This window comes from Micromonospora sp. NPDC048843, from assembly GCF_040649965.1.
In the GTDB taxonomy this organism is placed as follows: domain Bacteria; phylum Actinomycetota; class Actinomycetes; order Mycobacteriales; family Micromonosporaceae; genus Micromonospora; species Micromonospora hortensis.
The window spans coordinates 36,913-59,175 of the sequence record NZ_JBEZGJ010000014.1 but is presented as its reverse complement, the minus strand read 5'-3'; the positions used below and the strand labels follow the sequence as shown (position 1 = coordinate 59,175).

The window sequence follows — 22,263 nt, the reverse complement described above, 5'->3', positions numbered from 1 at the left end:
ATCAGTCCAGGGTGAAGTAGTCGGGACCGGAGTAGGTGCCGGTCGTCAGCTTGGTGCGCTGCATCAGCAGGTCGTTGAGCAGGCTGGACGCGCCGAAGCGGAACCAGTCCGGGTCGAGCCAGTCCGGGCCGACGGTCTCGTTGACCATCACCAGGTACTTGATCGCGTCCTTGGTGGTCTTGATGCCACCGGCGGGCTTCACGCCCACCTGCCGCCCGGTCGCCTCGCGGAAGTCGCGGACCGCTTCCAGCATCACCAGGCTCACCGGCATCGTCGCCGCGATCGGGACCTTGCCGGTGGAGGTCTTGATGAAGTCGCCGCCGGCCAGCATGGCCAGCCAGGAGGCCCGCCGGACGTTGTCGTAGGTGGCCAGCTCGCCGGTCTCCAGGATGACCTTGAGGTGGGCGTCCCCGGAGGCTTCCTTGGTGGCCACGATCTCGTCGTAGACCTCCTTGTACCGCCCGGACAGGAACGCGCCCCGGTTGATCACCATGTCGATCTCGTCGGCGCCGGCCGCGACGGCGGCCCGGGTGTCGGCCAGCTTGATCTCCAGCGGCGCCTGACCCGACGGGAACGCGGTCGCCACGCTGGCCAGGTGCACGCCCGATCCGCGCAACACCTCGGCCACGTACGGAACCATCGCCGGGTAGACGCAGACCGCGCCGACGTGCGGGCAGGACGGGTCGGCCGGGTCCGGACGAATGGCCTTCGCGGCGAGCGCGCGCACCTTGCCCGGGGTGTCCGCCCCTTCCAGGGTGGTCAGGTCGACCATCCGGATCGCCAGGTCGATCGCCTGTGCCTTGGCGGTGGTCTTGATGGAGCGGGTGCCGAGCTGTGCCGCCCGCTGCTCCGCGCCGACCTGGTCCACGCCGGGCAGGCCGTGCAGGAAGGTCCGCAGAGCGGTCTCGGATCGTCCCAGCTCGGAGAGCTCCGACCGGGCCGACGTCGTTGTCGCCGTCATGCCGAGAAGTCTACGCACGAGACCGCCGAGTGATCTTGCTCACGACTGCTCGACGACGTGCCGACGTGAGCGGCGTCCCTGGTCCGACCGCACCCGCACCGCCACGCGGTACGGACCGGTAGGTTGAGCGATCGTGGACGTACACGTCATTGACCACCCCCTGGCCCAGTCTCGACTGACCGCCATGCGGGACGCGCGCACCGATTCCTCGACGTTCCGGGCGGCGCTGCACGAACTGACCACCATGCTGGTGTACGAGGCGGCCCGCACCTTCCCCGTCGAGCGGTACCCGGTGCAGACGCCGGTCACCGGCACCGAGGGCACCCGGCTGGCCAACCCGCCGCTGCTGGTCCCGGTGCTGCGCGCCGGCCTGGGCATGGCGGACGCCGCGCTCGGCCTGCTGCCGGAGTCGTCGATGGGCTTCGTGGGCCTGGCCCGCGACGAGGAGACCTACGAGCCACGCGCGTACATGGAGTCGTTGCCCCGCGATCTGGCCGGTCTGCCGGTGCTGGTGCTCGACCCGATGCTGGCCACCGGTGGCTCGCTGGAGCACTCCTGTCGACTGCTGGCCGACCGGGGCTGCACCGACATCACAGTGCTCTGCGTGCTCGCCGCGCCGGTCGGCATCGAGCGGCTGGAACGCTCCGGTCTGCCGTTGCGCCTGGTCACGGCCTCGATCGACGAGGGGCTCAACGACAGCATGTTCATCGTCCCCGGCCTCGGCGACGCCGGCGACCGCCAGTTCGGTGGCATGCCCCGCTTCTGAGGGGATACCCGGTCGGTGCCGGGTCCGGCGGGTCCGTGCGCGCGGTGCGCGGACCCGCTACCGTCTCCGGCCATGACTGGTGTTGCGCTCGCCGAGGAGTTGCTGCTCCTCGCCTACGACGACACGACCGGCAAGGCGACCATGCCACGGATCAGCCTCGACCTCGGCATGGCCGCCGCGGTGCTGGTCGAGCTGGCTCTGGCCGGCCGGATCGCGTACGCCGACGGGTCCCTGACGGTTATCGACCCGACGCCGACCGGCGAGCCGTTCAGCGACGATGTCCTCAGCCGGATCGCCGCCGACACCCCGCACACCCCGGCGTCCTGGGTGCAGCGTCTGCGGCACGGCCTGCGCGACCGGATCCTCGCCGACCTGTGCCGGCAGGGCGTCGTCCGGGACGTCGACGAGACCGAGCTGGGCTTCATCCACGTGCACCGTTACCCGGTCGTGGACACCTCCGTCGAGGCGGAGACCCGCCAGCGGCTGGCCGAGGCGTTGACCGGCGCGGCAGCCCCGGACGAGCGGACCGCCGCGCTGGCCACCCTGGTAGTGGTGCTCCGGATGGAGTCCGCGCTCGGGGTGAGCGGCGAGGCCGCCGCCGACGCCCGCCGCCGGCTGACGGAGATCGCCACCGGCGCCGGGTTCTCCGGCGAGGTGAGCACCGACGACTCGGTGGTCCGCCCGTCGGTTGGCCTGGTCGTCGCCGCCCTGGCCAGGGCCGTCGACCAGGCCCTCGGCCCGCGCCGCTGACCCAGCGCGCCGGTCAGAGCCCCAGAGCTGCGGCGATCTCGCCGCGCAGGGCGGCGACCGCCACCGCCGCCCGGCTGCGGGCCGTCCGGACGTCACCGTCCACTACCGGTTCCACCACCTCGAGGTACGCCTTGAGCTTCGGCTCGGTCCCGGACGGGCGGATCACCACCCGGACCGCAGCGGTCCGCAGGATCACCACGTCCGACTCGGGCAGCAGGTCCCGGACGCTGTCCACCGGCTGCCCGAGCAGTGTGGCCGGGATGGCCGCCCGGATCCGGGCCATCGCGTCGGCGATGACCCGCAGGTCGTCCACCCGGGCGGAGAGCTGGTCGGTGTGGTGCACGCCGAACTCGGCGGCCAGCTCGTCCAGCCGGTCGGTCAGCGTACGACCCTGCGTCTTCAGGCCGGCGGCCAACTCGGCCACTGTCAGCGCGGCGGTGATGCCGTCCTTGTCCCGGACGTGTTCCGGGGCGACGCAGTAGCCGAGCGCCTCCTCGTAGCCGAAGACCAGCGGCGCGCTTCCGCCGCCGGCCCGCACGATCCACTTGAACCCGGTCAGCGTCTCGTCGTAGGACAGCCCCCGGGCCGCGCACATCGCCCGCAGCAGTGACGACGACACGATAGTGGTGGCGTAGAGCCCGGTCACCCCCCGGCGCATCAGGTGATCGGCGAGCAGGACGCCCACCTCGTCGCCGCGCAGCATCCGCCAGCCGTCGCTGTCGTCCCTAACGACCACCGCACAACGGTCGGCGTCCGGGTCGTTGGCGATGGCGAGGTCCGCGCCGGTGGAGTCGGCCAGGGCGATCAGCCGGTCCACAGCACCCGGCTCCTCCGGGTTGGGGAACGACACGGTGGGGAACGCCGGATCCGGCTCGGCCTGGTCGGGCACCACCCCGGGGGTCGGAAAGCCCGCGCGGGCGAAGGCGGCGGTGAGCACCGCCGCGCCCACCCCGTGCAGCGGGGTGTACGCCACAGTCAGGTCCCGTGGCCCGTCCGGGTCGATCACCGCGGTGGCCCGTTCGACGTACGAGGCGACCAGGTCGTCGCCGAGCACCAGACCGGGCTCGCCCAACGGCACCTGGGCCAGCGGCCCGACCGATCGGATGGCCGCCTCGATACCGGCGTCGGCTGGGGGCACGATCTGCGCGCCGGCGCCCAACTCGCCGCCCAGCTCCGCGCCGAGGTAGACCTTGTAGCCGTTGTCCTGCGGCGGGTTGTGGCTGGCCGTGACCATCACTCCGGCGACACCGCCGAGGTGCCGCACGGCGTACGCCAGCACCGGGGTGGGCAGCGGGCTGGGCAGCAGCAGCGCCGGGCGGCCAGCGCCGGTGGCCACCTGGGCGGTGCGCTCGGCGAACTGTCGGGAACCGTGCCGGGCGTCGTACCCGATCACCAGCGGGCCGGTGCCGCCCTGGGCCGCGAGCCAGGTGACCAGGCCGGCAGCGGCCTGGGTGACCACGGCGAGGTTCATGCCGTTCGGGCCGGCACGCAGCGGGCCGCGTAGGCCCGCCGTGCCGAAGGTCAATGGGCCGGCGAACCGGTCGGCCAGCTCCGGGGCGCTCGCCGGGAGGCCATCGAGCACCGCCGTCAGCTCGTCCCGGCTGGCCGGGTCGGGGTCGTCGGCCAGCCAGCGCCGGGCTTGCTCGCGAATGTCGTCGATGTCAGTGCTGTCCGCCGCCATGCCCCTTTGATAGCACGGCGGCGGATCACCCCTGTGGGTTCCCTCCGGCTCAGCCGTTCCCGGTGAGCTGGAACGTCCGTGCCATCTCGTCGAAGATCGGCTTGCTCTCCGCGAACTTGGCGTCCGTGGCGGTGAGGTAGAACGAGTACGCCTTGCCGTCCTCCGCGACGCCCCGCCAGACGCCGTGCCGCATCGCGTCACCAGCGCCGCACGTGTACTCGAATTCGGCTGCCGGCTTGCTGGCCAGTTCGGTCTCGGTGGAGGAGATCTGGTTGTACGGCTTGACGCAGGAGGTGCTCCGGGTCTTGAGGCCGTTCTCGGCCGTCTCGGCCCACCGGACGGAGCTGCTGCTCCACTTTTCGGTGATGATGCGGACCTTGCGGCCGCTGTCCGCCGGGTCGATGTAGTCGGTGTACGAGCCGCCGGTGGCCTTCTTCCAGCCCTTCGGCACCATGACCTGGATCCCGCGGGCCGTGTGCTCCTGCATCTCGACGGTGGGGGCCGCCGGGGCGGACGGGGTGGGCTGTGCGGCCGGGGTGCTCGGCGGGGCGTCGTCGCCGCCGGAGAGTGCCACCGCGGTGATCAGCAGCACGACGACCAACCCGCCGGCCGCGGCGAGCTGCACCTTGCGCGGCCAGCCCTTGACAGTGGTGACGAGCTGACCACCGGTGGCCCGGACCTTGTCCAGCGCGCTGCCGCCCGACGCGGCGGGCGTTGTCGCCCAGGGCTGACCGGTGCCCGGCACCGACCACTGGTTGCCGCCGCCGTAGGTGCCGCCGACACGCTGGGTGGCCTCCGGTGCTGCGCCGCCGTACCCGACCTGCTGGGTGGCATCGGCCGGGGTGCCGTAGCTGACCCGTTGGGTGGCATCGGGGTGCCCGCCGGCGTCCACCCGCTGGGTGGCGTCCGCATTGCCGCCGTAGGTGCGCCCGGCTGCCGGTCGGCCGGGAGTCGGCATCGCGCCGGTCGGCGTGTGCAGCGGACCGGCCAACGCGTCGGCGCTGGTCTCGTCGAGCCCACCGGTGGTGCCGGCCGGGCGAGCTGCCTGCGGGCGCTCGCCCCGGCGTAGCGAGGCCAGCCGGTCGGTCAGGGACTCACCAGGGGCCAGCATCGCCGGGCCACCGATCTGGCTGTCCGGCTTCGGCTCCGGCTGGGCCGGCGGGAGGACGGGGATGGGGCGCTGCTGCACCGGCACCACTGCGTACGGGTCGGTGACCGAGTGCACAGCCGTCGCCGTGCTGCCCAGCGGGCCGGCGAGCAGCTCGCGCAGCATGGCCCGGGAGGTGTGCACGTCGAGTCGGCGCGCCGGGTCCTTCTCGAGCAGACCCATCAGCACCCGGGTCAGCGGGCCGCTGCGCTGCGGTGGGGCGGGCGGGTCCTCCACCACGGCGTGCATGGTCTCGATCGGGTCGCCCTTGTCGAACGGGGGCCGCCCCTCGACGGCGGTGTAGAGCGTCACACCCAGCGAGAAGAGGTCACTGGGCGGGCCGAACTCCTGGCCCATGGCCCGCTCGGGCGAGATGAAGTGCGGCGAGCCGAGCACCATGCCGGGGGTGGTGAGCTGCACGTCGGTGGGCATCCGGGCGACCCCGAAGTCGGTCAGCACGCAGCGCCCGTCGGTGCAGATCAGCACGTTCGCGGGTTTGACGTCGCGGTGCAGCACGCCGATCGCGTGCGCGACCTCCAACGCGCCGAGCAGCGCGATGCCGATCTTGGCGACGGCGCGGGGCGCGACCGGCCCGTCCTCGATCACCATGTCGGCGAGGCTGCGGGCGTCCAGCAGCTCCATCACGATCCACGGCCGCCCGGCCTCGGTGACCACGTCGTACACCTGCACCACGGCGGGGTGCTGGATGGCGGCGGCGGCGCGGGCCTCGCGCAGGGTGCGTTCGTACATCGCGTCGCGGTCGCTGGGGGCCAGCCCCGGGGGCAGGACGACCTCCTTCACCGCCACGTCGCGGCGCAGCAGGGTGTCTGTGGCGCGCCACACCGTGCCCATGCCGCCGTTGCCCACCGAGGACCGCAGCGAGTACCGGCCACCAATGGTGGTGCCGGGCGCCGCTCGTCCGTTGGCGGGACTAACTGGTCCGCCGCTCCACGTCGGGATCTGAGTCACAGAAAAGCCACCGGGGGAAATCGAGGGGGGCTGGGACACAACCCCCCTATCTTGCTGGTTCCGACGCCCGATGCGAAAGCCGACGCGGCGGACGTTTATCGAAGTCGACAGAACGTGCCCTGTCGTTCACCTGGTGTCGACCGGTCGGGACGCACTGTGCGGTATCCCTCACCCGACGACGTGGCCAGGCGTCCTACCATCCGGGGATGAACCAACGGCGGTCAAGTGAGTCCGGTTTCCCGATCAACGGCGTCTACACGGAGGCCGACCTTCCGGAGGACCTGGACTCCCGGCTCGGCAGCCCGGGCGAGTTTCCGTACAGCCGGGGTGTCTACCCCACCATGTACACCTCCCGCCCGTGGACCATGCGCCAGTACGCCGGCTTCGGCACCGCCACCGAGTCCAACGCGCGGTACCACCAGTTGTTGCGGGCCGGCACGATGGGCCTCTCGGTCGCGTTCGACCTGCCGACGCAGATGGGCTACGACTCGGACGAGTCGATCGCGCACGGCGAGGTCGGCAAGGTGGGTGTCGCGATCGACTCCATCGAGGACATGCGGCTGCTCTTCGCCGACATCCCACTGGACAAGGTGTCCACGTCGATGACCATCAACGCGCCCGGCTCGGTGCTGCTGCTGCTCTACCAACTCGTCGCCGAGGAGAACGGGGTGCCGGGTACGGCGCTCAACGGCACCATCCAGAACGACATCCTCAAGGAGTACATCGCCCGGGGGACGTACATCTTCCCGCCGAAGCCGTCGCTGCGCCTGGTGGCCGACACGTTCGCGTACTGCCGCAGCGAGGTGCCGAAGTGGAACACCATCTCGATCTCCGGCTACCACATGGCGGAGGCCGGCGCGACGCCCGCGCAGGAGATCGCGTTCACGCTGGCCAACGGTGTGGAGTACGTACGGGCGGCGCTGGCCGCCGGCCTCGCCGTCGACGACTTCGCACCCCGGCTGTCGTTCTTCTTCGTGGCCCGCACCACGCTGCTCGAAGAGGTGGCGAAGTTCCGCGCCGCCCGGCGGATCTGGGCCCGGCTGATGCGGGACGACTTCGGCGCCAAGGATCCGAAGTCGATGATGCTGCGGTTCCACACCCAGACCGCTGGTGTGCAGCTCACCGCCCAGCAGCCGGAGGTGAACCTGGTTCGGGTGGCGGTGCAGGGTCTGGCCGCCGTGCTCGGTGGCACCCAGTCGCTGCACACCAACAGCTTCGACGAGGCGATCGCGCTGCCCACCGAGAAGGCGGCCCGGCTCGCGCTGCGTACCCAGCAGGTGCTGGCCTATGAGACGGACCTGACCGCCACCGTCGACCCGTTCGCCGGGTCGTACGTGGTGGAGGCGATGACCGCCGAGATCGAGGCCGCCGCCGTCGAGTTGATGGAGCGGGTGGCCGACCACGGCTCGGCGGTGGACGCGATCGAGGCTGGGTTCCAGAAGCGGGAGATCGAGCAGTCCGCGTACCGGATCGCCCAGGAGATCGACTCGGGGGAACGGGTGGTGGTCGGGCTCAACCGGTTCACCGTGGACGAGGAGGAGCCGTACGAGCCGCTGCGGGTCGATCCGACGATCGAGGCGGCCCAGGCCGACCGGCTGGCCCGGCTGCGCGCCGAGCGGGACGCCGACGCGGTGGCACGGGCGCTCGCCGATCTTCGGGCCGCCGCCGAGGGAACGGAGAACGTGTTGTACCCGATGAAGGAGGCGTTGCGGGCCCGGGCGACAGTGGGTGAGGTCTGCGGGACGTTGCGTGAGGTGTGGGGGTTGTACCGACCCACCGACCGATTCTGAAGCGCCCGGCCGCGACCGCGGCCCCGGGGCGCGGTGTGTCCGGCGCTCTGAGCGGGTATCCGGTCGGTTGAGCCGGGACGCACACCGTGTGCGCCCACGGTGGGTGGGTGCGTGTGAGCGTCCTTATCCGGCTCGTTGCGGTGCGTGGTCGGCTAATTGTCGGAGTGTCAGTTCACCACCCCGACTAATGCGACAATTTGGCAACGGGGTTCCGGCTGGCGCCGGGATTCGTGACCGCCGCGATCGGTTACGCGTTGTAGGAGGTGAGGGGCTGATGACGGCATTCGACCGTGATCTACCTGCTGTCCCCCGCCTTGACGAGCGCCCCCAGCAGGGCATACGTGACTCTGCGCGGTCCGATCATTACCGTAACGAGGTTGCGCAGCGTCACCGTCGGAGGTCTAGGCTGTCTGCTGTCCCCGATGATCCATCCATTCCTAGTGATCGAGAATTCGACGTGACGAGTGCGTTGACGCTGCCCACAAGCGGCCCGCTGGCGTCGTCCTGGCCGGAGACGCCGCCGGGATCCCAGCCCCTGCCCCGCGAGCTGGACCACCTGCTCGCCCTCCGGGTACCGGGGCTGATCGCTACGCGCCGTCACCTCCACTCGCACCCGGAGCTCTCCGGCAACGAGTTCGAGACGGCCGCGCTGATCGCCCGGGAGCTGTCGCTGGCCGGGTTGAACCCGCGCCTGCTGCCCAAGGGCAACGGCGTGATCTGCGACGTCAACGGCAGGCCGGACGGCCCGGTCGTGGCGCTGCGCGCCGACATCGACGCCCTGCCGCTGGACGACCCCAAGGACGTCCCGTACCGGTCGACAGTGGAGGGCGTCTGCCACGCCTGCGGGCACGACGTGCACACCTCGGTCCTGCTCGGCGTTGGCATGCTGCTGGCCCAGCTCGCCGACCTCGGTGAGCTGGACGGTCGGGTCCGGCTCATCTTCCAGCCGGCCGAGGAGATCCTGCCCTGCGGTTCGCTGGAGGTCATCGAGGCCGGCGGCCTGGACGACGTGGTGCAGATCTTCGCGCTGCACTGCGACCCGAACCTGCCGGTGGGCCAGGTCGGCCTGCGGGTCGGCCCGATCACCGCGGCCGCCGACAACGTGACAGTTCGACTCTCCGGCCCGGGCGGGCACACCGCCCGCCCGCACCTGACCGTCGACATGGTCGACGCCCTCGGTCGGCTGATCACCGAGGTGCCGGCCCTGGTCAGTCGCCGGGTGCCGGCCAACAGCGGCCTGCTGCTGGTCTTCGGCCACGCCTCGGCCGGCACCCGCTACAACGTCATCCCGTCCGAGGCGAGCGCCTCCGGCACCCTCCGGGTGATGGACCGCGACACCTGGGAGCAGGCTCCCAAGATCGTCGCTCAGGTGGTGCGGGACGTGATCGCGCCGACCGGTGCCACCGTCGACCTGGAATACCTGCGCGGCCGGCCGCCGGTGTGCAACGACTCCCACGCCATCCAGGTGCTGACCGCCGCCACCGCCGCCGCCCTCGGCCCGGACGGGATCGCCGAGACACCGCAGAGCATGGGCGGCGAGGACTTCTCCTGGTACCTGGAGTACGTCCCCGGCGCCCTCGCCCGGCTCGGCGTGGGTCGCTCCGGCCCCAACGTCGACCTGCACCGGGCGAGCTTCGACGTGGACGAGCGGTCCATCGCGGTCGGCGTCCGCGTCATGGTGCAGACCGCGTTGCGGGCACTGGCGGCGGCGCGCTGACCGGCCCGACCGGGGCCGGGGACTTGCGCCGTCGGCGCAGCACCACCAGCAGCACCACCAGTGGTACGCCGAGCGCCACCAGCCAGGGCAGCAACGCGCCCAGCACCGTGAGCAGGACGGTCATCGAGACGACGAATGCCTTCCAGCCGCCCCTGAGCCCGACCAGGAAGCCGGTCTCGGCCTCCTCCTCGGTGTCCTTCGCCGCCGGTCCGGCCAGCGACACGGTGATCGTGGAGAGGGCGGTCAGGTCGGCCAGGCGCCGCTTCTTGGCCTCCAGCGAGGCCAGGTCGGCCTCCCGTCGACCCAACTCGTTCTCCAGCGACACCAGGTCGGTGATCGAGGTGGCTCGGGACAGCAACCGGCGGGCGCTCTCCACCCGGGCCCGCTGACTGGTGATCCGGGCCTCCAGGTCGACGGTCTCCTCGGTGACGTCCTGAGTGTCGATCTGCCGGCTCTGCTGTCGACCGAGCTTCGCGATCTCCTCCACCACGCCTGTGAACTTCGCCGCCGGCACCCGCAGCTCCAACTCCGCCACCGCGTCGGCATCGGCACTGCGCCGCTGGTCGCCGCCGACGAAGCCGCCGGCCTGGGTGGCGACGTCGGTGGCCTCGCGGGCGGCCGAGTCCACATCGTTCACCTGCACCCGCATCCTTCCGGTGTAGATGATCGCCCGCTGGTCGACCCGTAGGTCCGGAACGCCAGCGCCGGCCCCCTCCGGCGCACCAGCGGCGGCGTCCCGGCCCGCCTCGCCGCCGTTGGCCGCCGGCGCCTCGGCCGCCGTGCCCGCGCTGTCCTGCGCCCCGCTGTCGCCAGCGCCGCACCCCGTCAGCGCCAGGGCCGCCGCCAGTGTCGTGGCCGCCAGCAGCGCACCGCGGCGTCGTCCCACCTGTCCGTCCATCCCCGCTCCCATCGTCGTCAACCGGTGTGGCGATAGCTCGGACGCGACGCGCACACCGGCTGGTTCCGGCAGACTGCGCTGAGGACGTCACGATTCGATAATCGAGGAGTCACGATGCGGCTCACCAAGTACGCCCACTCCTGCCTTCGGGTGGAACACGACGGGGGAGTGCTCGTCGTCGACCCCGGAGTGTTCAGCGACGCCGCGGCGGCGCTGGACGGTGCGGACGCGGTGCTGATCACCCACGAACACCCCGACCACCTCGATCTGGCAGCGGTGCGTCTCCAACTCGACCGACAGCCGTTCCCGATCCACGGGCCCGCCTCGCTCGGCGAGACCCTGGGCGACGTGGCCGACGTTCTGCGCCCGGTCAGCGTCGGTGAGTCGTTCACCGCCGCCGGGGTCGCGGTACGCGCCTACGGGGGGCGGCACGCCGTGATCCACCCCGACATCCCGGTGATCGACAACCTCGGTTACCTGATCAACGACGTGGTCTACCACCCGGGAGACTCCCTGGTGGTGCCCGACGAGACACCCGTCGACACGCTCTTCGCGCCGATCCACGCGCCCTGGTCGAAGTTCTCCGAGGTGGTCGACTTCATCCGCGCTGTCGCACCGCGGCGCGCGTACGCCCTGCACGACGCGTTGCTCAACGACAATGGGCTGGGCGTGCTCGACAGGCAGTACACAGCGCTGTCCGGCACCGAATACCAGCGACTGGAGCCCGGTAGCCGGGTGGACGTCTGACCCGATGCCCGGCCTCTCCGCGGAGCTGGTGCAGCAGCTCTACCGCACCCCACCGGACCGGTTCGTGGCCGCCCGGGACGCCGCTGTGGCCGAGGCCCGCCGGGCCGGTGACCCGAGCACCGCCCGGCAACTGGCCCGGCTGCGTCGCCCGACGGTGGCCGCCTGGTTGGTGAACCTGCTCGCCATCCGACGCCCGGAGCTGGTCGCCGATCTGGTGCAGCTCGCCGACGCCCTGCGAGTCGCCCAGCGGGAGTTGCGCGGGCCCCGACTGCGGGAACTGTCCGCGCAGCGCCGGGCTGTGGTCGGCGCCCTGGTCGCCGAGGTTCGCAAGCTCGCCGCGGCCGAGCCGGACGCGCCACCGGCGAGCCGACTGCCCCTGGCCGAGGTGGAGGCGACGCTGAACGCGGCGTTCTCCGACGTCGAGGTCGCCGAGCAGGTGCGGGCGGGCCGCCTGCTGCGGGCGGCCAGCTACGCCGGCTTCGGTGAGGTGCCCCGGCCGCAACTGCGGCTGGTCACCGACGATGACGAGGAGCGCGAGGAGGAGCGTCCGGCCCGCCGGCCCGGCCCCCAACGGGGCCGTCCCGAGGCGGCCCCCCGTCCGGACCGGGCGGCCGAGCAGGCCGAGCGTGCCGAGCAGGCCGAGCGTGCCGCTCAGCGAGCGGCCCGAGCCGAGCTGGCCCGGCAGCGCCGCGCCCTGGACCGGGAGTTGACGAAGGCCCAGGCCGACCAGGAGCGGGCCGAGACCGAGCTGACCGAGGCGACCGGGCAGGAGCGCGACGGTGCGGCCGTACTCGATCGCCTTGAGGCCGAGCTGGCCGAGCTGGAGCGGCGGCGCGCGGTCGCCGAGCAGGACCTCAGCCGGGCCAAGCTCGCCCGGCGTGCCGCCGAGCGGGCGGTCACAGTGGCCCGGCGGCGTGCCGGTGAGGTCGAGGCGGCGGTCGAGGCACTGGCGGCCGAAGAGGGGAATGCGGACGCGGGCGGTGGCGCGGCAGACTGACCATCGATGGACGACGACGAGTGTGCGGGCCGTACACGGCGAGTGGCCCCGGGTCGGGGCGTTGTCGTGGTCGCCGGTTCGGGTTGCCCGAACGGGGCGGCGCTGTGACTCCGGAGCAGGTCGCGGCCGCCAGTAAGCCCGTCGTGCTCGACCTGGGTGACGCCTTCAGTCGAGACCCGACCACGTTGCGCCGGGCCCGACTGCTCGGCATCTCCGGCTGGGCCTTCTACATCAGCGGCCGGGCCGGCGCGCTCGGCGGTGTGCGGGCCGAGACCGCCGCCGCCGCCCTCGGGTTCATCGCCCCGGACGCGGTCGCCGACGGTTGGGACGCCGCCGCCCGGGTCGTTCCGCCGTTCGAGGTGGCCGCCGCGAGCCTCGCCGAATGCTGCCGGTGGGGGGCGCAGCAGCTCGGCCCCCTGCCCGGCACCGAGCGCCTGTCGGCGCTCGTCGAGCGGGCCGTGGTGGCGGCGGAGGCCAGTGGGATGCCGCTCTTCGCCGCGTGGCGGGCGATGCCGCTTCCGGATCTCTCGCCCGGGGCTCGCAGCGCCGCCGGGCTGCGGCTGCTCCGGGAACACTTCACCGGCGCCTACCTGCTGGCGGTACGGGCCGCCGGGATGACCCCGCTGGAGGCAGTGCTGTCCGGGCCGGAGGGTGAGGCCGGGGCGGTGGCCTGTGGCTGGCCGCCGCCGTACCCGCCGATCGGGCCGCTGGTGCGCCGCCGGCTCTGGGCGGAGGCGGTGACCAACCGGCTGGCCGCGCCGGCGTTCACGGCCCTCGGGCCCGCCGACGGCGCGGAGTTGGTGGAGTTGCTGCACCGCACCCGCGTCGACCTCGGCTGAGCCTGCCGCCGGCCGGAAAAATGGGCGGCGTCGGAGCGGATCGGCTGCCAGGATGTCCTGCCGTGACCCTTCCCGCTGGTTGGACGACGCGCCGACCCACCCTCGACGACGTGCCGGCGATCCTCGCTGTGGTGCACGCCGCCGACACCTTCGCCATCGGCCATCCCGACTTCGACGCCGAGGACGTCGCAGCGTCGCTGACCGCCCCCCACTTCGACCCGGCCCGGGACTCCTGGCTGGCGGTCGACCCGGAGGGCGACGTGGTCGGCTGGGCGACGGTGGACAACCCCACCGGCGTCGGCCGGGAGTTCGTGGAGATCCACGTCGACCCGGTGCGCGCCGCGACCGTTCGGGCATCGCTGCTGACTCGACAACTGGACCGGGTCGCCGAGCGCGCCGCCGAGCGGGGGCTGCCATCGCTCACCGTCCGTTGCGCGGTCTTCGCGCCGGAACGCGACTGGGCGCGAACCCTGCGCGAGGTCGGGTTCACCCTCGTCAAGAGGTACGTCCGGATGAGCGGGCCGCTGGACGACCTGCCCGACGAGCCGGCCGGTCCATCGGCAGTGACGGTGCGGCAGGTCCGCCCGGACGACGAGGCCGACCTGCGGGAGTTCCACCGGATCACCGATACCGCCTTCGCCGACACCGCCGATCACGAGCCGCTGTCGTACGAGCGGTGGCGGGCCCGGATCGGTGACCTGACCGCCTGGGACGAGTGGTTCGTCGCCGAGGTGGACGGGGTGCCGGTCGGCGCGTTGCGGTCCTCGGACCAGGCGGTCGACCAGCAGCAGGGCTGGGTGAAGAGTCTGTCGGTGCTGCCCGCGTACCGGCGCAGGGGTGTGGGTGCGGCGCTGCTGCGCAGCGCCTTCGCCCGCTACGCCGAGAAGGGGCGGCGGTCCGCCGGCCTCGGCGTCGACCTCACCAACCCGACCGCCCCGCTGTCGCTGTACGAGTCGGTGGGCCTGCGGGAAACCCTGTGGGCCGACATGTACGAGCTTTCCGTTCCGGCGGCCGGTGTGTGATTGACGACCCCGGTCCGGCCCGACCGGCGCTCCGCTCGACAGCGGGAGCAGACTGGAGGGGTGCGATACGCGCTGCTACGCCGAGGCGGTGCCGGTGGGGCGGGCCCGCAGCTCGGTGACGTAGTCGTCCGGGGCGCCCGCCTTCTCGGCGGCGTTCGCGATCTCCGACAGATACCACGAGGTCGGCAGGCCACCCTCGTACCCGTTGAAGACGTAGATCCACGCGGTCACGTCGCCGTCGAGGGTGGAGACCCGCACGTGCAGCTTGCGGTACGTGCCGGCGGTCACCCCCTCGATCTCGTCGAGCTGGCCCGCGTCGTAGGGGTGGATGTCGTAGAGCGCCACGAAGACCCGCTCACCGGGAGACTCGACAAGGGTGCTCACCGCACCCTCCCAGCCGATCACGTCCGCCCCGGCGAAGGTCAGCCGCCAGCCCTCCAGCCAGCCGGTGCCCACCATCGGCGAATGCGGACAGTAGGCGCGCATCCGGGCAGGGTCGAGATTTGAGCCGTAGGCGGCGTGATGACGCACGGCGATGACGATAGCCCGGCCGATGGGTGGGGGAGAATACGACAGTGCGTGTCGAATGCGCTCGGGAGAAGAAAGTCACTGTGAGCATCAACGAAGGGCGAACGCTGTGAGCCGGATCGTGATCATCGGTGGGGGGCCGGCCGGGTACGAGGCGGCGCTGGTCGCCGCCCAGCTCGACGCCGATGTCACAGTGGTGGAGGCCGACGGTGCGGGCGGCGCCTGCGTGCTCTCCGACTGCGTACCGTCGAAGACGTTCATCGCCAGCTCGCAGGTGGTCACCGGCTACCGCGACACCGAGGAGTTCGGGGTGCACTCGGACGGCCTGGAGGCGGTCACCGTCGACGCGCGGGCGGTGCACGGCCGGGTCAAGCGGCTGGCCCTGGCGCAGTCCGCCGACATCCACGCCAAGCTGCTGAAGGCGGGGGTCACCTTCGTGGCCGGCACCGCCCGGCTCGGCGAGGACTCCCTCGGGCACACCCACCGGGTCGTCGTCACCCCCGCCGACGGTGGCGAGGAGTACTCGATCGACGCGTCCACCGTGCTGGTGGCCACCGGCTCGACGCCCCGCCAGCTGCCCACCGCCGTACCGGACGGTGAGCGCATCCTGACCTGGCGACAGGTGTACGACCTGCCGGAGCTGCCCGAGCACCTGATCGTGGTCGGGTCCGGCGTGACCGGCGCGGAGTTCGCCAGCGCGTACCTGGCGATGGGGGTCGAGGTGACACTGGTCTCCAGCCGGGACCGGGTGATGCCGCACGAGGACGCCGACGCCGCCTCCGCCATCGAGCGGGTGTTCCGCAACCGGGGCATGGAGATCCTCAACAACTCGCGGGCCGACGCGGTCCGGCGTACCGCCGACGGCGTCGAGGTGGAGCTCTCCGACGGCCGCAAGGTGACCGGCTCACACGCGCTGATCACCGTCGGTTCGATCCCGAACACCGCCAACCTGGGTCTCACCGAGTACGGGGTGGAGCTGGGCCGGGGCGGCTACCTGACTGTCGACAGGGCTTCCCGGACCAACGTGCCAGGCATCTACGCCGCCGGCGACTGCACTGGCGTCCTGCTGCTGGCCAGCGTCGCTGCCATGCAGGGCCGGATCGCGATGTGGCACGCGCTCGGCGAGGCGGTCCGCCCGCTGCGGCTGCGTACCGTCGCGGCGAACGTCTTCACCGACCCGGAGCTGGCCACCGTGGGCGTCTCGCAGGACGAGGTCGACGCGGGCAAGGTGCCGGCCCGGCAGGTGATGCTGCCGCTGTCCGGCAACGCCCGGGCCAAGATGGACGACCTCTCCGACGGTTTCGTGAAGTTGTTCTGCCGTCCCGCCAGCGGTCAGGTGATCGGCGGCGTGGTGGTCGCTCCGAAGGCCAGCGAGCTGATCCTGCCCATCACCATGGCGGTGGAGAACAACCTCACAGTCAACGAGCTGGCCCAGACCATCACCATCTACCCCTCGCTGTCCGGCTCGATCACCGAGGCGGCCCGTCAGCTCATGCTGCACGAGCTGGAGTGACCTGCCGGGCCTGGAGCAGCGCCACGGTGGCCAGGACCGCGACCTCGGTGAGGATCAGGAGGCGTTCGGCCAGGCCGATGAGCATCCGGTCGCCGGGGTAGGCGGACCAGATCATCGCCGCTGCCAGGGCCAGGCTCAGCAGGACCAGGGCGCGTAGCGTCCGGGCGGCTGGCGTCAGGTCAGGTCGGCGGGCGAGCAGCCAACCGGCCGCCGGCAACGCCAGGAAGGCGATCACCGACGCGTACCGGTGCAGGTAGGCGGCGGTGGTCATGGCGGTGCCCGGCTCGTTCGTCGGCACCAAGGCGGCCAGCAGCAGCCCACCCACCCATGCGCCGAGCAGCAGCTCGGCGGTACGGCCGGAGCGCGGTCGGGGTGGGCTGGCGCGGCGCAGTCCGTACAGCAACGCCACTGTGGCGAGCGCGAGCACCACCATGGCGATGTCGATGACGCCGCCGCGGTCGGAGACCGCGAAGTCGCTGATGGTCAACGCCCACGGGTTGAGGTCGTCGTTGACTTCGAGGTGGCCGATCACGGTGAGCAGCGCAGCCAGGGCGATCCCGCCCAGGGCCAGCAGGCCGGTACTCCGGGTAACAGGCATGCCTCAGCCTGTCGCCGCGGACACCCCAGCCGAATCCGGGACAGCCACCGAAATCGTTCCCCGGGACCACCCCTAGAGGCCTTCCGGGATGCGGCCGTCACGTGCTTCCGCGCATCCGTGAACGTCCGATGGTCGCGAAGACCTTCGCCAGGTCAGGCGACGTTCAGCTGGATGTTCCCAATGCGGGCGACGACGTCGAGATGACCACCCAGGCCGGTGACGTAGGCGCGGAGTGATCCCAGGCTGGTGTGCTCGCCGTTCTCGATCTGGCTGATCCTCGCCTGCGTCAGCCCCGCCGCCTCGGCCAGTTGTACCTGAGTCATACCCAGGTGCTTGCGGATCTCTGCCAGCTGCGCCCCACTGACCGCTGCCAGCATCTGCTCACGGTGCTGAGCGCGTCGGGAGACCCGGTCCGGATCTGCCCAGGAAGGGTCGAGCGCGCGGGCCTTCGCCTTGACGTCCTGCCAGTCAGCTCCATCGGTCATCTCTGTGTTTCCCTCAGCCTGGAGAGGTGCTCCTGAAACCGGTCGTCCGCCAACGGGACCGCCGTCTTGTGCCAAGTCTGCCACTGGCCCGACTTGTCGCCAGCAACCAGAAAACAGCTTCTCGAACTGGATCAAAAGCGAAGATCATCCGGACCTCGGTGGAGCCGGTCGACCCAGGCCGCAACTCCTTCATGTGGTGGAAGATGCTGCCCTTGAGACGGTCAACCAGGGGACGCCCGAGCGCCGGCCCGTGTTCGGCGAGGAGGTCGATGGCCTCGCTGATGAGGTCGGCGCTGGCGGGATCCGTCTTGCAGAGGTTGAGGAACCACTCCTCGACCTGAGGATGAAGTTTGACGTCCCACATGCTGCCAATATAAGTGGAGCTTATACCCGCAGATGTAACGACACTCAGTCGACGGGGACCTCGACCGCTGCGACCGCGGCGGTGGCGCGGGCGTGGCGGGCGCTGACCACTGTCATCGCCCATCCGGCCGCGGCGAAGCCGGCTGCCGCGGCGGTGGCGATGATGGCCAGCCGCCAGGCCGACTCGGTCAGCGCGGTGCCGCCCAGGTGTCCGACCAGCGCGCCGTAGGTGGCCCAGCCGAGCGCGGCGACGGCCTCGTAGAGCACGAACAGGCGGTACGGGTAGCGGCTGCGCCCGGCCGAGAAGCAGGCCGCCATCCGGCCGCCGGGCACGAACCGGCAGAGCAGGATGACCAGCGGCCCGGGTTGTCGCAGCCCCTGGGTGACCCGGCTGGCCACCCGGCGGGCGCGGCTCAGCTCGGCGTGCCGGGGTGGCCGCCGGTCCGGTGCGCTGCGCCCCAGCAGGTAGCAGGCCAGGTCGCCGACGAATACGCCGAGCGCTCCGACGGCGATGGTGACCGGCAGGCTGAGCCCGCCGTAGACGGTGAGCGCACCACTGGTGATCATGACGACCTGGGTGGGGATCACCGGCACGAAGGCGTCCGCGATCAGCAGCGCGAGCAGCACCAGGTACGCCCACGTCGGCGATGCGACGTCAGTCAGAAGTTCGGGCACGCCTGCCACCTCGCCGAATGCGGCCGATTGGGTGTCTTGAGCCTGACGTCGTGTCCGGCGTCACGGTGGACGGCCCCGGCCCGTCGTGACCGTCGACACGACTGGGCCACCCAGCTACAACGAGGCCGGTCGCTGCCGGGTGACGGGTCCGGAGGCCGTTGCACCCGTTCGAGGCGGGCGGCAGAACGGCGTTCGTCGGCGTACCGTTGTCGGCGCGGCCATGCCCGTCGGGTCCCCCGTTCCTGACGATTCGGCCGCCAGGGCCGCCGGCGGGTCCCGCGCCGGCGGCCCACCCCTCCGCCGTAAATCCGGGTGCATCCCCGATAGTCGCGCGAGTACGGTCGCCGTATGCGCAGCGCGGTAGTGATGACCACGACGCCGGGTGTCCCCGGCGCGCCGCTCTGACGTAAACACCGTCGACCAGGCCCCGGGGCGATCCGCCCCGGTGGGCAGTGCGCCGAACGGAGCTCAGGTCGCCTCCGGGTCGTACCCGATCCAGGAGCCCGACATGATCGACCACCGTAGGCTCGGCCGCGAGCTGGACCTCTTCGTCTCCGACCCGCTGGCCGGCGCCGGCCTGCCGATCTGGCTGCCGGCCGGCGCCGCCGCCCGGCACGCCGTCGAGGAGTACGTCAGGGAGTTGGAGCGCCGCTCCGGCCACCAGCACGTCTACTCGCCGCCGCTGGGCAAGCGGGAACTCTTCGAGCTCTCCGGCCATCTCGGCTACTTCGCCGACGACATGTTCCCGCCGATGCGGCTCAGCGCCGACGACGAGTTCGTGCTCCGGCCGGCCCTCTGCCCGCACCACGCGTTGGTCTTCCGGGCGCGGGGCCGTTCCTACCGGGAGTTGCCGTTGCGGATCGCGGAGCTGGGCGGGATGTACCGCTCGGAGCGCTCCGGTGTGCTCGGTGGGCTGTCCCGGGTACGCGCCATCTCGCTCAACGACGCGCACACCTTCTGCGCCCCCGAGCAGGTCGGCGCGGAGGTCGTCGAGATCCTCGGGCTGATCCGTGCCGCGCACGCCGCGCTCGGCGTCCGGCCGGCCGGGTTCCGGCTGTCGTTGCGCGGGCCGGGTGAGAAGTACGTCGGCGACGACGCCCAGTGGGCCCGCGCCGAGGAGTTGCTCCGGGAGGCGCTGGCCGGGGTGGAGTACGTCGAGGCACCGGGGGAGGCTGCCTTCTACGGTCCGAAGATCGACATCCAGATCGTCGACGCGGCCGGCCGGGAGTCGACCATCTCCACCATCCAACTGGACTTCGACAAGCCGGAACGGTTCGACCTGTCGTACACCGACTCGGACGGCAGCCGGCGTCGACCGGTCATGGTGCACCGCAGCCTGGTCGGCAGCATGGAGCGGCTGTTCGCGTACCTCATCGAGGTGCACGAGGGGGCGTTCCCGGCCTGGTACGCACCCGTCCAGTTGGTGCTGCTGCCGGTCGACGACGGCCAGGCCGACGCGGCGGCCGACCTGGCCCGGCGGGCGGTCGACGCCGGCCTCCGGGTCGAGGTCGACGCTGCCGGCTCGCTGGGCGCCCGGGTACGGGACGCGGCCCGCCGCCGCGTCCCGTACCTCGGGGTGTTGGGTGCCCGGGAGGTGGCCGACGGGCGACTCGCGCTGCGCCTGCGCGGCGGCCGCGCCCTGGCCCCGATGCCCGCCGCCGCCGCTCTCGCCCTGATCGGCGGGCAGGTCGCCGCCCGCGCGACCGACCTGCTGCCGTCGGACTGACACGCCCACCGATCGTCTCGCGCGCACGGCCGCCCGACCTCAGACCGACGCCGGTTGGGCGGCCGCTTCCTCGTCGACCACCGCGCCGGTGAACTGTGAGCGGTAGAGCCGGTGGTACGCGCCCTGGGCGGCGAGCAACTGCTCGTGGGTGCCCTGCTCGACGATACGACCGTCCTCCATCATCAGGATCAGGTCGGCGTCGCGGATGGTGGAGAGCCGGTGCGCGATCACGAAGCTGGTCCGGTCCGAGCGCAGCGCGGCCATCGCCCGTTGCAGCAGCACCTCGGTGCGGGTGTCCACCGAGCTGGTGGCCTCGTCGAGGATCAGCAGCGACGGCTCGGCGAGGAACGCCCGCGCGATGGTGATGAGCTGCTTCTCGCCGGCGCTGACGTTGCTGCCCTCCTCGTCGATGACGGTGTCGTAGCCGTCGGGCAGGCTGCGCACGAACCGGTCCACGAAGGTGGCCCGGGCGGCGGCGAGGATCTCCTCCTCGGTGGCGTCCGGCCGCCCGTAGGCGATGTTGTCCCGGATGGTGCCGCCGAACAGCCAGGTGTCCTGGAGCACCATGCCGATCCGGCCGCGCAGGTCGTCGCGGCGCATCGTGGTGATGTCCACCCCGTCGAGCGTGATCCGGCCGGCGTCCAGCTCGTAGAACCGCATCACCAGGTTGACCAGCGTGGTCTTGCCGGCGCCGGTGGGGCCGACGATGGCCACCGTGTGTCCGGGCTCGGCGACCAGCGACAGGTCGTCGATCAGTGGCTTGTCCGGCTCGTAGCGGAACGAGACGTGCTCGAACTCGACCCGACCGTGCGGGTCGGTGACCCGGGCCGGCGCGACCGGGTCGGGGTTCTGCTCGGCCGCGTCGAGCACCGCGAAGACCCGCTCGGCCGAGGCCACCCCGGACTGGAGCAGGTTGGCCATCGAGGCGAGTTGGGTGAGCGGCTGGGTGAACTGGCGGGAGTACTGGATGAACGCCTGCACGTCACCGAGGCTCATCGTGCCGGAGGCGACCCGCAGCCCGCCGACCACGGCGATCGCCACGTAGCTCAGATTTCCGATGAACATCATCGACGGCATGATGATCCCGGAGATGAACTGCGCCCCGAAGCTGGCGCGGAACAACTCCTCGTTCTTCGCGTGGAACGCGGCCTCGACCTCACGCTGCCGGCCGAAGACCTTCACCAGCTCATGACCGGTGTACGCCTCCTCGATCTGGCCGTTCAACTCGCCGGTGTGCGTCCACTGGGCGATGAACTGCTTCTGCGAGCGCTTGGCGATGCGCTGGGTGACCAGCACCGACAACGGCACCGCGACCAGGGCCACCAGGGCCAGCACCGGCGAGATCCAGAACATCACCGCCAGCACGCCGACGACGGTCAGCAGCGAGGTGAGCAGCTGGCTGAGGGTCTGCTGGAGGCTGGTGGAGATGTTGTCGATGTCGTTGGTGACCCGGCTGAGCAACTCACCGCGCGGCTGCCTGTCGAAGTAGGGCAGCGGCAGCCGGTTGAGCTTCTCCTCCACCTCGGCGCGCAGCCGCAGCACTGTGCGCTGGACGACCCCGTTGAGCAGCCACCCCTGCCACCAGGACAGCAGGCTCGCCGCCAGGTAGAGCCCGAGCGCCAGCAGCAGCACCCGCTTCAGGGCGCTGAAGTCGATGCCCACCCCGGGCACCACGTCCATCCGGGCCAGCATGTCGGCGAAGCTGTCGTTGCCGCTGGCCCGGGCCGCCGCGACGGCCTGCTCGGCGGTGGTGCCGGCGGGCAGTTGCCGACCGATCACCCCAGTGAAGATCAGGTCGGTGGCGTGGCCGAGGATCTTCGGCCCCGCCACGCTGAACCCGACGCTCACCACTGCCAACGTGATGATCGCGGCCAGGTGCAGTCGGTGCGCGCGCAGCCGGCCGAGGAGCCGTCGGGCCGACGGCCCGAAGTTCATCGACTTCTCGGCGGGCATTCCGGCGCTCATCCAGCCCGGGCCGCCGCGCTGCCCGCCGGGCGGCAGCCGCTTCGGCGTCGCCGCGCCGCTGCCGGTCTCCGCCGCGGGTCCCCCGCCGGGTTGCTGCGCTGTCTCATCGGGCGTCCGTCCGTCGCC

Annotated in this window: 20 protein-coding genes; 10 read left to right on the top strand and 10 right to left on the bottom strand. The window is 71.8% G+C overall.

From position 1 onward, the window contains the following. Position 1: 1 nt before the first annotated feature. Positions 2 to 961 carry a deoxyribose-phosphate aldolase gene (gene deoC, locus AB0C20_RS05875; RefSeq protein WP_238679672.1) on the bottom strand — a complete coding sequence of 320 codons (960 nt, stop codon included), beginning with the start codon at positions 959 to 961 and terminating at the stop codon, positions 2 to 4. A gap of 133 nt (positions 962 to 1,094) precedes the next feature. On the opposite strand from deoC, the gene upp reads away from it, so the two are divergent. Continuing rightward, positions 1,095 to 1,727, top strand: coding sequence for a uracil phosphoribosyltransferase (gene upp / locus AB0C20_RS05870; protein WP_210784459.1), 633 nt, complete (start codon positions 1,095 to 1,097; stop codon positions 1,725 to 1,727). Between the two features lie 72 nt (positions 1,728 to 1,799). Further along, positions 1,800 to 2,477, top strand: coding sequence for a GPP34 family phosphoprotein (locus tag AB0C20_RS05865; RefSeq protein WP_238684464.1), 678 nt, complete (start codon positions 1,800 to 1,802; stop codon positions 2,475 to 2,477). Positions 2,478 to 2,490: 13 nt separating this feature from the next. Here the strand turns inward: AB0C20_RS05865 and AB0C20_RS05860 are convergent, their stop codons facing one another. Both AB0C20_RS05860 and AB0C20_RS05855 read right to left on the bottom strand, forming a co-directional pair. Further along, complete coding sequence (locus AB0C20_RS05860) at positions 2,491 to 4,158, bottom strand: phospho-sugar mutase (protein ID WP_357567463.1); 1,668 nt, start codon at positions 4,156 to 4,158, stop codon at positions 2,491 to 2,493. 49 nt (positions 4,159 to 4,207) lie between these two features. After that, positions 4,208 to 6,274 (bottom strand): protein kinase, encoded by a 2,067-nt coding sequence (locus AB0C20_RS05855; RefSeq protein ID WP_357188436.1) that lies wholly within the window; start codon positions 6,272 to 6,274, stop codon positions 4,208 to 4,210. A 206-nt stretch (positions 6,275 to 6,480) separates the two neighbouring features. Here AB0C20_RS05855 and AB0C20_RS05850 point away from each other — a divergent pair, with 206 nt between their 5' ends. Next, positions 6,481 to 8,064 carry a methylmalonyl-CoA mutase family protein gene (locus AB0C20_RS05850; protein WP_357188434.1) on the top strand — a complete coding sequence of 528 codons (1,584 nt, stop codon included), beginning with the start codon at positions 6,481 to 6,483 and terminating at the stop codon, positions 8,062 to 8,064. 457 nt (positions 8,065 to 8,521) lie between these two features. Then, positions 8,522 to 9,781: an amidohydrolase gene (locus AB0C20_RS05845; protein ID WP_357188431.1), complete on the top strand. Its 1,260-nt coding sequence runs from the start codon at positions 8,522 to 8,524 to the stop codon at positions 9,779 to 9,781. Here the strand turns inward: AB0C20_RS05845 and AB0C20_RS05840 are convergent. Beyond that, positions 9,738 to 10,700, bottom strand: coding sequence for a DUF4349 domain-containing protein (locus AB0C20_RS05840; RefSeq protein ID WP_357188429.1), 963 nt, complete (start codon positions 10,698 to 10,700; stop codon positions 9,738 to 9,740). The genes AB0C20_RS05845 and AB0C20_RS05840 overlap by 44 nt on opposite strands. Positions 10,701 to 10,793: 93 nt before the next feature. On the opposite strand from AB0C20_RS05840, the gene AB0C20_RS05835 reads away from it, so the two are divergent. From AB0C20_RS05835 to AB0C20_RS05820, 4 genes are all read left to right on the top strand, one after another. Then, the gene (locus tag AB0C20_RS05835) at positions 10,794 to 11,426 is read left to right on the top strand and encodes an MBL fold metallo-hydrolase (protein WP_357188427.1); all 633 of its coding nucleotides are present in this window, start codon (positions 10,794 to 10,796) and stop codon (positions 11,424 to 11,426) included. 4 nt (positions 11,427 to 11,430) lie between these two features. Beyond that, the gene (locus tag AB0C20_RS05830) at positions 11,431 to 12,423 is read left to right on the top strand and encodes a hypothetical protein (protein WP_357188425.1); all 993 of its coding nucleotides are present in this window, start codon (positions 11,431 to 11,433) and stop codon (positions 12,421 to 12,423) included. Positions 12,424 to 12,527: 104 nt separating this feature from the next. Continuing rightward, entirely contained in the window at positions 12,528 to 13,262 is a 735-nt protein-coding gene (locus tag AB0C20_RS05825) for a hypothetical protein (protein ID WP_357188423.1), read from the top strand. A gap of 62 nt (positions 13,263 to 13,324) precedes the next feature. Continuing rightward, entirely contained in the window at positions 13,325 to 14,284 is a 960-nt protein-coding gene (locus AB0C20_RS05820; protein WP_357188421.1) for a GNAT family N-acetyltransferase, read from the top strand. A gap of 75 nt (positions 14,285 to 14,359) precedes the next feature. Here AB0C20_RS05820 and AB0C20_RS05815 read toward each other — a convergent pair whose 3' ends face one another. Then, complete coding sequence (locus AB0C20_RS05815; protein WP_357188419.1) at positions 14,360 to 14,815, bottom strand: gamma-glutamylcyclotransferase; 456 nt, start codon at positions 14,813 to 14,815, stop codon at positions 14,360 to 14,362. Positions 14,816 to 14,921: 106 nt separating this feature from the next. Between AB0C20_RS05815 and AB0C20_RS05810 the strand changes: the two genes are divergently transcribed. Further along, positions 14,922 to 16,325: an NAD(P)H-quinone dehydrogenase gene (locus AB0C20_RS05810; RefSeq protein WP_091394456.1), complete on the top strand. Its 1,404-nt coding sequence runs from the start codon at positions 14,922 to 14,924 to the stop codon at positions 16,323 to 16,325. On the opposite strand, the gene AB0C20_RS05805 is transcribed toward AB0C20_RS05810, so the two are convergent. From AB0C20_RS05805 to AB0C20_RS05790, 4 genes are all read right to left on the bottom strand, one after another. Then, positions 16,303 to 16,923, bottom strand: a complete 621-nt coding sequence (locus AB0C20_RS05805; protein ID WP_357188416.1) for a DUF998 domain-containing protein — start codon at positions 16,921 to 16,923, stop codon at positions 16,303 to 16,305. The genes AB0C20_RS05810 and AB0C20_RS05805 overlap by 23 nt on opposite strands. 152 nt (positions 16,924 to 17,075) lie before the next feature. Next, positions 17,076 to 17,408: a helix-turn-helix transcriptional regulator gene (locus AB0C20_RS05800; RefSeq protein WP_357188414.1), complete on the bottom strand. Its 333-nt coding sequence runs from the start codon at positions 17,406 to 17,408 to the stop codon at positions 17,076 to 17,078. 13 nt (positions 17,409 to 17,421) lie between these two features. After that, positions 17,422 to 17,772, bottom strand: a complete 351-nt coding sequence (locus AB0C20_RS05795; RefSeq protein WP_357567462.1) for a type II toxin-antitoxin system RelE/ParE family toxin — start codon at positions 17,770 to 17,772, stop codon at positions 17,422 to 17,424. 44 nt (positions 17,773 to 17,816) lie between these two features. Then, positions 17,817 to 18,446: a DedA family protein gene (locus AB0C20_RS05790; RefSeq protein ID WP_357188411.1), complete on the bottom strand. Its 630-nt coding sequence runs from the start codon at positions 18,444 to 18,446 to the stop codon at positions 17,817 to 17,819. A gap of 508 nt (positions 18,447 to 18,954) precedes the next feature. Between AB0C20_RS05790 and thrS the strand changes: the two genes are divergently transcribed. Next, positions 18,955 to 20,172, top strand: coding sequence for a threonine--tRNA ligase (gene thrS, locus AB0C20_RS05785; protein ID WP_330439739.1), 1,218 nt, complete (start codon positions 18,955 to 18,957; stop codon positions 20,170 to 20,172). A gap of 39 nt (positions 20,173 to 20,211) precedes the next feature. Here the strand turns inward: thrS and AB0C20_RS05780 are convergent, their stop codons facing one another. Further along, the gene (locus tag AB0C20_RS05780; protein WP_357567469.1) at positions 20,212 to 22,125 is read right to left on the bottom strand and encodes an ABC transporter ATP-binding protein; all 1,914 of its coding nucleotides are present in this window, start codon (positions 22,123 to 22,125) and stop codon (positions 20,212 to 20,214) included. Positions 22,126 to 22,263 lie beyond the last annotated feature (138 nt).

Excerpts from the sequence above, each read along its gene's own strand:
- deoC (WP_238679672.1), bottom strand. The coding sequence starts at position 961 with ATGACGGCGACAACGACGTCGGCCCGGTCGGAGCTCTCCGAGCTGGGA.
- AB0C20_RS05865 (WP_238684464.1), top strand. The coding sequence starts at position 1,800 with ATGACTGGTGTTGCGCTCGCCGAGGAGTTGCTGCTCCTCGCCTACGAC.
- AB0C20_RS05860 (WP_357567463.1), bottom strand. The coding sequence starts at position 4,158 with ATGGCGGCGGACAGCACTGACATCGACGACATTCGCGAGCAAGCCCGG.
- AB0C20_RS05850 (WP_357188434.1), top strand. The coding sequence starts at position 6,481 with ATGAACCAACGGCGGTCAAGTGAGTCCGGTTTCCCGATCAACGGCGTC.
- AB0C20_RS05835 (WP_357188427.1), top strand. The coding sequence starts at position 10,794 with ATGCGGCTCACCAAGTACGCCCACTCCTGCCTTCGGGTGGAACACGAC.
- AB0C20_RS05830 (WP_357188425.1), top strand. The coding sequence starts at position 11,431 with ATGCCCGGCCTCTCCGCGGAGCTGGTGCAGCAGCTCTACCGCACCCCA.
- AB0C20_RS05805 (WP_357188416.1), bottom strand. The coding sequence starts at position 16,923 with ATGCCTGTTACCCGGAGTACCGGCCTGCTGGCCCTGGGCGGGATCGCC.
- AB0C20_RS05800 (WP_357188414.1), bottom strand. The coding sequence starts at position 17,408 with ATGACCGATGGAGCTGACTGGCAGGACGTCAAGGCGAAGGCCCGCGCG.
- AB0C20_RS05795 (WP_357567462.1), bottom strand. The coding sequence starts at position 17,772 with ATGTGGGACGTCAAACTTCATCCTCAGGTCGAGGAGTGGTTCCTCAAC.
- thrS (WP_330439739.1), top strand. The coding sequence starts at position 18,955 with ATGATCGACCACCGTAGGCTCGGCCGCGAGCTGGACCTCTTCGTCTCC.
- AB0C20_RS05780 (WP_357567469.1), bottom strand. The coding sequence starts at position 22,125 with ATGCCCGCCGAGAAGTCGATGAACTTCGGGCCGTCGGCCCGACGGCTC.